Annotated in this window: 9 protein-coding genes and 1 tRNA gene; 2 read left to right on the forward strand and 8 right to left on the reverse strand. The window is 72.1% G+C overall.

Going from position 1 to position 7,693, the window contains the following annotated elements:
* Window positions 1-15: 15 nt before the first annotated feature.
* The 5 genes from BIU98_RS04210 to BIU98_RS04230 form a co-directional block, all read right to left on the reverse strand.
* Entirely contained in the window at window positions 16-360 is a 345-nt protein-coding gene (locus tag BIU98_RS04210; RefSeq protein WP_071272004.1) for a metallopeptidase family protein, read from the reverse strand.
* A 103-nt stretch (window positions 361-463) separates the two neighbouring features.
* Window positions 464-539 (reverse strand) — tRNA-His (locus tag BIU98_RS04215).
* Between the two features lie 67 nt (window positions 540-606).
* Window positions 607-1,245, reverse strand: a complete 639-nt coding sequence (orn, locus tag BIU98_RS04220; RefSeq protein WP_071272007.1) for an oligoribonuclease — start codon at window positions 1,243-1,245, stop codon at window positions 607-609.
* 469 nt (window positions 1,246-1,714) lie between these two features.
* On the reverse strand, window positions 1,715-2,920 hold the full coding sequence (locus BIU98_RS04225; RefSeq protein WP_139200557.1) for an MFS transporter: 1,206 nt from the start codon (window positions 2,918-2,920) through the stop codon (window positions 1,715-1,717).
* Between the two features lie 50 nt (window positions 2,921-2,970).
* Complete coding sequence (locus BIU98_RS04230; protein ID WP_071272013.1) at window positions 2,971-3,405, reverse strand: MarR family winged helix-turn-helix transcriptional regulator; 435 nt, start codon at window positions 3,403-3,405, stop codon at window positions 2,971-2,973.
* A 74-nt stretch (window positions 3,406-3,479) separates the two neighbouring features.
* Between BIU98_RS04230 and BIU98_RS04235 the strand changes: the two genes are divergently transcribed.
* Together BIU98_RS04235 and BIU98_RS04240 are read left to right on the forward strand one after the other, a co-directional pair.
* Window positions 3,480-3,770 carry a hypothetical protein gene (locus BIU98_RS04235; RefSeq protein WP_071272016.1) on the forward strand — a complete coding sequence of 97 codons (291 nt, stop codon included), beginning with the start codon at window positions 3,480-3,482 and terminating at the stop codon, window positions 3,768-3,770.
* Between the two features lie 29 nt (window positions 3,771-3,799).
* Window positions 3,800-4,063, forward strand: a complete 264-nt coding sequence (locus BIU98_RS04240) for a thiol reductase thioredoxin (RefSeq protein WP_071272019.1) — start codon at window positions 3,800-3,802, stop codon at window positions 4,061-4,063.
* A gap of 41 nt (window positions 4,064-4,104) precedes the next feature.
* On the opposite strand, the gene BIU98_RS04245 is transcribed toward BIU98_RS04240, so the two are convergent.
* The 3 genes from BIU98_RS04245 to BIU98_RS04255 are packed head-to-tail and all read right to left on the reverse strand — an operon-like array spanning window position 4,105 to window position 7,219.
* Window positions 4,105-5,547, reverse strand: coding sequence for a DUF6716 putative glycosyltransferase (locus BIU98_RS04245; protein ID WP_071272022.1), 1,443 nt, complete (start codon window positions 5,545-5,547; stop codon window positions 4,105-4,107).
* Window positions 5,544-6,416, reverse strand: coding sequence for an N-acetylneuraminate synthase family protein (locus tag BIU98_RS04250; RefSeq protein ID WP_071272025.1), 873 nt, complete (start codon window positions 6,414-6,416; stop codon window positions 5,544-5,546). Before BIU98_RS04250 ends, BIU98_RS04245 begins: the two co-directional genes overlap by 4 nt.
* Window positions 6,413-7,219, reverse strand: a complete 807-nt coding sequence (locus BIU98_RS04255) for an NTP transferase domain-containing protein (protein ID WP_071272054.1) — start codon at window positions 7,217-7,219, stop codon at window positions 6,413-6,415. The genes BIU98_RS04250 and BIU98_RS04255 overlap by 4 nt, the downstream gene beginning before the upstream one ends.
* Between the last annotated feature and the right edge of the window lie 474 nt (window positions 7,220-7,693).

Consider the following 7,693-nt stretch of genomic DNA (forward strand, 5'->3'; position numbering starts at 1 on the left):
TCGGAGGATGTGGGGTCAGGCCCAGCCGAGTTCATGGAGGCGCTCGTCGTCGATGCCGTACCAGTGCCCGATCTCGTGCACCAAGGTCGTGTGGACCTCGTCGCGGAGTTCCTCGTGGGTGTCGCACTCCGCCAGGTGCTGCTTCCGGAACACCACGATGCGGTCGGGGAGCTCGCCGAAGCCGTACTGCCCGCGTTCGGTCTGCGCGACGCCGTCGTAGATGCCGAAGAGCTCAGAGCCGTCCTCGGGTTCGTCCTCGACGACGAACACCACGTTGTCGAGTCCGTCGACCATCTCGTCCGGCAGCAGGTCGAGTTCATCGGTCACGAGGGCCTCGAACGCCTCGGCGGACATCTCCATCACGGGGTCGATCGTGGCACATGCGACCGGACGTCAGCCTGGCCGGTCGCACGGGCCCCTACAACGACGAAGGCCCCCGTCACTCGACGGGGGCCTTCGTACATGGGGTGAGTAACGGGGCTCGAACCCGCGACCTCCTAGACCACAACCAGGCGCTCTACCAGCTGAGCTATACCCACCATGTCCGTCACCCGACCTACGGGGCAACCACTCAATAGTAGTACACGCGGGCGGGTGCCCGGGACACTACTCGGCGGTCGGACCTGCGAGACGAGGGGCCCAGGCCTCGACGACCTCGGCGGCCACGGCGCGCACGTCGTCGGTCGAGGGGCCGGGCTCGGCGATGAAGCCCGCGCGGCGGTAGTACTCGAGCTCCCGGATGGACTCGAGGATGTCGGCAAGGGCGCGGTGTCCGCCGTGCTTCTCCGGGGCGTTGAAGTACACGCGCGGGAACCAGCGGCGGCAGAGCTCCTTGATGCTCGACACGTCGACGCTGCGGTAGTGCAGGTGGCCGTCGACGCGGGGCATGTACTTCGCCAGGAACGCGCGGTCCGTGCCGATCGTGTTGCCGGCCAGGGGAGCGCTGCCCTCGGCCGGGACGTGGGCGAGGATGTACTCGAGCACCTGGTACTCGGCGTCCGCGAGGCTGACGCCGTTCGGGATCTCCTCGCTGAGGCCCGACGTGGCGTGCATGTTCGTAACGAACTCGTTCATGTTGTCCAGCGCCGACTGGTCGGGCTTGATCACGATGTCGAACCCGGGATGCACGGGGTTGAGGTCGAAGTCGGTGATGACCACGGCCACCTCGACGAGTTCGTCGACCTCGACGTCGAGGCCCGTCATCTCGCAGTCGATCCAGACGAGGCGGTCATTCGCGGTTGCCATGCCCCGATCCTATTGCCGGCCGCAGACACCCCCGACCGCTGGCGCCGCCGTGCTCGCTCGTCGTGGCCCCCGCGCAGCACTCGTTTGAGCGTGGGCGGGCCGCGCGCTGCCCGCGGCAGCGTCCGCGGGCGACCTCGCCGGCTCCCTCGGCGCCCCGGCGCCCGGGTCGAGCGGGCGAAACACCGTGGTCGAGCCAGCCGCGGACTCCGGCATTTCGCCCGCTCGTGCCTGCGGGGCGGTGCGGGCGTCGTCTCGCCCGGACCCGGAACGTCGAGCGGGCGAAACACCGAGGTCGGCCAGCTGCGGACGCTGGCATTTCGCCCGCTCGACCCCGGCGGGCGACGCCCACGCCCGGCCAGGCGCCTCCGGGGCGCACCCGCGCAACCAGCAGGAGGCCCGGAGCCGGTCTCGGGGGCCAGCGCCGAGCCTCCAGGCCGGGGCAGCGAGCCGCAGCCGCCGCGCGATCCGCTCAGCCGACCTCGCCCGCGGAGATGGCCTCGGCCTCGGTGGGCAACGCCTCGGGACCGTCGTCCACGCGGCGGAGGGCCCGAGCGGCGACGATCGTCACCACGAACGCCACGGCCACGGACGTCCCCGCGAAGACGTAGGCGGCACTCGGGGAGTACGCGTCGGCGAGGAGGGTGGCCACGGGCGGGGCGATCGCTCCGCCGATGAACCGCACGGCCGAGTACGCGCTCGACGCCACGGAGCGGGGGAGGTCGGTGGCCTCCATCACGCACTCGGTCAGCACGGTGTTGAGCACGCCGAGCACGAGACCGCCCACGACCACGCAGACGATGAGCCCGGCCGGCGACTGCACGACCACGGCCGCGGCGAACAGGTCGAGCGCCAGCAGCGGCAGCGCGATCCGGAGCACCGTCGTCCGACGCATCCGCGCCGTGAGCATCGGGGCGACCCACACCGAGGTGATCGCGAGACCGACGCCCCAGCCGAAGAACGTGAAGCCGATGCCGAGCGCCCCGAACCCGAGCGGGAACGGCGTGTAGGCGAGCAGCACGAAGAAGCCGATGTTGTAGAACAGTGCGGTGGCGGCGAGGGCCGCGAGCGTGGGGTGCGCGAGCGCTCGGAAGGGTGCGGAGAGCTTCGTCGGCGTGGGCTTCTCGAGCCCGGAGGTCTTCAGGAGCACGACGACCGCGATGAACGCGATCGCCATCAGGGTGGTGACGCCGAAGAACGGTCCGCGCCAGCTCACCGACCCGAGCAGTCCGCCGACGAGGGGGCCGATCGCGATGCCGAGGCCGAGTGCCGCCTCGTACAGGATGATCGCGGACGCGGTGCCACCCGAGGCAGCGCCGACGATCGTCGCGAGGGCGGTGGAGATGAAGAGCGCGTTGCCGAGGCCCCACCCGGCGCGGAAGTCGATGATCGTCCAGACGTCGTTCGACACGGCGGCGAGCACGGAGAACACCACGATGAGGGCGAGCCCGATGAGCAGGGTGCGCTTGGCGCCGATGCGGCTCGACACCCAGCTCGTGAAGAACATCGCGACGCCGGTGACCGCGAGGTAGCTCGTGAAGAGCAGCTCGGTCTGCGCGGGCGTCGCCCGCAGCGACGCAGCGATCGCGGGCAGGATCGGGTCGACGAGACCGATGCCCATGAAGGCGACGACGCAGGCGAAGGCGATCGCCCAGACCGCCTTGGACTGCTTGAGGATGCTGCCCGTGGCAGCGCCGGCAGCGCCGGCCGCAGCGGGTGCGTGGGTGTTCACGCGGGGATCTCCGTTCTGGTCCTCGTCGCGATGAGGGCCGATGCTTCGTGCAGGACGTCCCACTGGTCGTCATCGAGGTCCGCGAAGACCGGGCCGACGGTGCGGGTGAGGGTGGCGCGCCACGCGAGGAGGTGCGCGCGGCCGGCGTCGGTGATCCCGATGCGCTGGCCGCGGGAGTCGTCGGGGTCGACGGACCGCGAGACGAGTCCGTCGTCGAGCATCCCGCCGACCAGCCGCGTCATGGTCGGCTGCGACACGCGCGACGCGGTCGCGAGTTCGCCGACCCGGAGTGGCTGGTCGGTCTCCAGGATCCCGAGGGTGCGCCAGACGGCGGGGGAGGTGGTGGTGCCCGTCGCCTGGACGGCCGTGCGGATCAGGCGGTTCACGGAGACGAGCAGCGTCTCGATCGTCTCGGCACGCGATGATTCCATGTCTGAACTATATAGCAGAGCTATACAACAGGCAACGGCGTCCCGGACAGCAGCCCCCTGGTAGACAGGGGGACATGAGCGACATCACCATCCACGAGGGCGACGAGTACACCGCCATCTACCACCAGGGACCCTTCGACGGCACGACGGACACCCGCACCGCCACCGGCGACGGCATCGAGGACGAGGTGACGGTCTTCGCGGACGTTGAGGGCCTGCAGACGGCCTTCACCTACAAGGCCACGCACACCCGCCACGTGGTCGACCAGGTCTCGGTCGACTACACGTACGAGCCCGAGAAGTCCGACGACCTCGACGACCTGCAGGAGCGCGGCGACCGCAGCGGCGGGTTCGACCGGGAGTAGTCACACCCACTCCGACGTTGCAGGACCACATGCAGCTCGACCTCTGGACGTCCGCCTTCTGCGCACCGTGTGCCGCCGCACGCCGGGCGGTCGCTGACGCGGCACGGATCGTCCCCGGGCTCGACGTGGTCGAACGTGACGTCGCGTCGTACCCCGACGACGCAGAGGACCTCGGCATCCGTTCGACCCCCACGATCATCGTGCGGCGGGCGGACGGTGCCGAGGTCTTCCGTTCTCCCGGCGTCCCGTCCCGCGACCAGCTGCTGCTGGCGGTCGCGAAGGCGGTCGACTAGCCGGACGGGAGGCCCGGCTGGGCTCCTCGAGTCCGCCCGGCTCAGCGGGTGGTCGCCGCCACTGCCGTGGCCGCCGCTGCGCCCGAGGTCGCGTCGTGCGCCTGGTCTGGCGTCGTGTCCGGCGCCTCAGCGTGCTCCCGCTGCGAGCGTGGTTCCCCGACGACGGTCGGTGCCGGTGGCCGCACGACCCGGAGGACCTGTCGTACGAGGCGCTTCGCCGTGCGGACGGGGACCCCGGCCACGAGCGCGGCGAGCCCCAGGACCGAGCGGTCGGCCGGCCCGAGGGCGTTCTTCCGCTCCCACGCCCGACGCAGCACCCCGCCACGGCTCCGGCGCGCGGCTGGTCGGTCGACGAGGGCCCCGGCGTCCCGGAGCGCCATCATCCGATCGGTCCGGATCACCCAGTCGTCGTCGGACTCGGGGTGGAAGTAGTTGTCCCTCATCCAGTCGGGCCGGACCCTCCCGAAGACCCCGTCCACCAGGTCGATGGCGTCGCCCTCGAGTCCACTGTCGACGAAGACCTCGTTGATGAGCGGTCGGCTGACGCCGAAGTCCGTCAGGGTCAGCGCTGGGATGCCGCGGGCGACGGCCTCGAGCACGGCGGTCGAGCTGATCGTCACCAGGGCCACCGCGCGGTCGAGGTGCGTCGCCATCGGTCCGGTCGCGACGACGAGGTTCGGCGGCGCGTCCGCGGGGACCAGGTCGGCGTACGGGAAGGCCTCGAGGTGGGTCTGTTGCTCGCCGGCGACCGCGCGGGTCTTCACGACGACGCGCCACTCCGGGTGCTGCCGGGCCGTCTCGGCGAGCCACTGCACGATGCGGGCACGTTCCTCGCGGGTGGGTGGCACGCTCGGCTGCGCGGCGAACACCACGGAGTCCGGTGTCGGCGCCGGGTCACGGCGCGCGGCGCGGGCAGGTGCCGCGGCGAAGGGCAGCGTGGCGAGCGCGAAGAACGGTTCGACGCCGTTCTCGGCTGCCAGGGCCTCGTAGTCGCGGACCTCGCGGTGGCTGTGCAGGACGAAGAGGTCGGCCCGGGCGCGGGAGAACACGCCCTTCCACTTCGCCGGGAACGAGATCCCGGGCAGCCCGGTCACGAGGACGGGGCGGTGCGGGACCCGGCGGTGGACCTCCTCGATGAGCAGTTCGGCGACCGGGCCGATCACCGACACGAGCACCGCGTCCGGTGGGTCGAGGCGCAGCCCTTCCACCACGGCGTCGACGTCGAGCGGTGTCGGCGGCTCGGTGGCCAGGTGCGCGAGCCGGTCGTCGAGCCCGCGGAACGCCGACCGGAGCTGCGCCGGGCTCGCCGTGCGCGGCGTGCGCACCACGAGGAGCTCGAGCGACCACCCTGCGGGCGCTGCCGACAGGAGGTGGGCGCCCCACTTCGCGAAGGAGTCCGTGTCCACGATCCCGACCACGAGCCTCCCGGCCGTGCCGTCGCGGCCAGGCGACCGCGCCGTCGTGACCGGACCGTCCGCCCTCACGCGTCGACGCGACGCAGCTTCGCCAGCGGCGCCAGTTCGCCCGGCATGACCCGCTTGACGCCGTCGCCGAGGGCGGTCTCGATGATGCGGACGTCGCGGGCGAGGGTCTGCAGGCCGTGCGGCTCGAGGGACGCGGCATGGTCGGAGCCCCACATCGTGCGGTCGAGCGTGATGTGTCGCTCGACGGCGGTCGCGCCGAGGGCAACGGCCGCGATGGAGATCTGCAGGCCGGGCTCGTGGCCGGAGTAGCCGACCGGCACGCCGCTGTAGCGCTGCGCGAGGGTGTCGATCATGCGGAGGTTGGCCTCCTCGGGCGGCAGCGGGTACGTCGAGGTCGCGTGCATGAGCACGAGCTTCTCCGTGCCGAGGGCCGCGACCGCGCGGTCGATCTGCTCCAGCGTGGACATGCCGGTCGACAGGATCACGGGCTTGCCCGTCGCGGCCACGGCGGCGAGCAGGCCGAGGTCCGTGACGGAGGCCGAGGCGATCTTGTACGCGACGACGTTGAGGTCCTCGAGGAAGTCCACCGACGGCTCGTCCCACGGCGACGCGAACCAGTCGAGACCGCGGAGCGTGGCGTGGTCGCCGATCTCGATGTACTGGTCGCGGTCGAACTCGACGCGGTAGCGGTACTCGAGGTAGGTCATGTCGCCCCACGGGGTGCTGCGCGGGGTCTGCTTCATGTGCTCGGGCGTGGAGATCGCCGGCGTGCGCTTCTGGAACTTGACCGCCTGGAGCCCGGCGTCGGCCGCGACGTCGATGAGCTGCTTGGCGATGTCGACGTCGCCGTTGTGGTTCAGGCCGATCTCGCCGATGAGGTAGGCGGGGTGCCCGGCGCCGATCGTGGACGTGCCGATGTGGACGGTCATGGTGCTCCGTTCGTCGTGGCGAGTTGCCACCATTGGGGATCGGGTGGCTCCGGCAGGGTTCCGCTGCTTCGTGGGTCGTGCGTGTCGTGCGTTCCGGGGTGTGCTGCGGCGTTCGCTGCGGCTTGCGCGGCTGCGTGCGCTTCGGCCTGTGCCAGGTCGGACTCGTCGTCGATGTCGATCGCCCCGCGCGGGTCCACGGAGACGATCTCCACGCGGCCGAAGAACCGGTGCTGGTGCTGGCGGAAGCCGTCCGTGCGGAGGGCGTAGAACGCGCCCGTCTCCCGGTGCTCCGGCTCGCGGTCCTGGCGGCGCGGGCGGATGGCGGCGTCGTGGTTCACCGCGACGGCGTGCCCGGCGGCGTCGACGCGCCAGAGGAACGCGTGCGACGGCGTGGCCGCGAACACGGAGTCCGCCGAGCCCCCGATGACGCGGGCGACGGCGTCGTCGAGGTCTGCTGGGTCGATGAACGGCGAGGTGGCCTGGAGGAAGAGGAGCACCTGCGGCTCGTCCCCCGTCACTCGCAGTGCGTCGAGGGTGTGCAGGAGCGCGGACTCGGAGGAGGCATCGTCGCCCGCGAGCTCCGGCGGGCGGCGGACCACGCGGGCGCCGGCGGCGACGGCCTCGGCGGCGATGTCGTCACCGTCCGTCGAGACCACGACGCCGTCCACGAGTCGTGCACGCTGGGCGGACTCGATCGCGCGGCGGACCAGGGTGCGGCCGCCGACCGTGCGGAGGTTCTTGCCGGGGATGCCCTTCGAGCCGGCCCGCGCCGGGATGACGGCGACGACGCGCATGGTGCTCATGCTCGAACGCTAGGGAGGCCGCGTTGCCGGGAGGCGAACGGCGGGCAAGCGCCGGCCCAACGCGGTGTTGCGGGGGCGGGCGCGGGCGGGCGGCCGGCCGAGCGGCCGGGCGGGCGGCCGGGGCGGGGTACGGGGGCGGTCGGCCGGTCGAGCGGGCAGGGCGAGTGGGCGGGCGGACGAGCGGGCGAAATGCCGGGGTGCTCGTGGGGGCTGACCGCGGCATTTCGCCCGTTCGCCGGTGCGCTCGCGACGCGGAACCCGCGGAGGGCCGAGCGGGCGGAATGCCGGGGTGGGCGTGAGGGCCGACCGCGGGAGTTCGCCCGCTCGACTGTGCGGCTTGCGACGCGGAGTCCGCGGAACCCGCGGACGGCCGAGCGGGCGGAATGCCGGGGTGCGCGTGCGGGTCGACCGCGGGAGTTCGCCCGCTCGACTGTGCGGCTTGCGACGCGGAGTCCGCGGAGGGCCGAGCGGGCG

The sequence above is a fragment of the Curtobacterium sp. MMLR14_010 genome, from assembly GCF_001865015.1.
In the GTDB taxonomy this organism is placed as follows: Bacteria; Actinomycetota; Actinomycetes; order Actinomycetales; family Microbacteriaceae; genus Curtobacterium.

Bases quoted from the DNA above. Each gene is read 5' to 3' on its own strand.
- orn (WP_071272007.1), bottom strand. From the start codon at position 1,245: ATGGCAACCGCGAATGACCGCCTCGTCTGGATCGACTGCGAGATGACG.
- BIU98_RS04250 (WP_071272025.1), bottom strand. From the start codon at position 6,416: ATGACCGTCCACATCGGCACGTCCACGATCGGCGCCGGGCACCCCGCC.
- BIU98_RS04240 (WP_071272019.1), top strand. From the start codon at position 3,800: ATGCAGCTCGACCTCTGGACGTCCGCCTTCTGCGCACCGTGTGCCGCC.
- BIU98_RS04235 (WP_071272016.1), top strand. From the start codon at position 3,480: ATGAGCGACATCACCATCCACGAGGGCGACGAGTACACCGCCATCTAC.
- BIU98_RS04230 (WP_071272013.1), bottom strand. From the start codon at position 3,405: ATGGAATCATCGCGTGCCGAGACGATCGAGACGCTGCTCGTCTCCGTG.
- BIU98_RS04255 (WP_071272054.1), bottom strand. From the start codon at position 7,219: ATGAGCACCATGCGCGTCGTCGCCGTCATCCCGGCGCGGGCCGGCTCG.
- BIU98_RS04210 (WP_071272004.1), bottom strand. From the start codon at position 360: ATGGAGATGTCCGCCGAGGCGTTCGAGGCCCTCGTGACCGATGAACTC.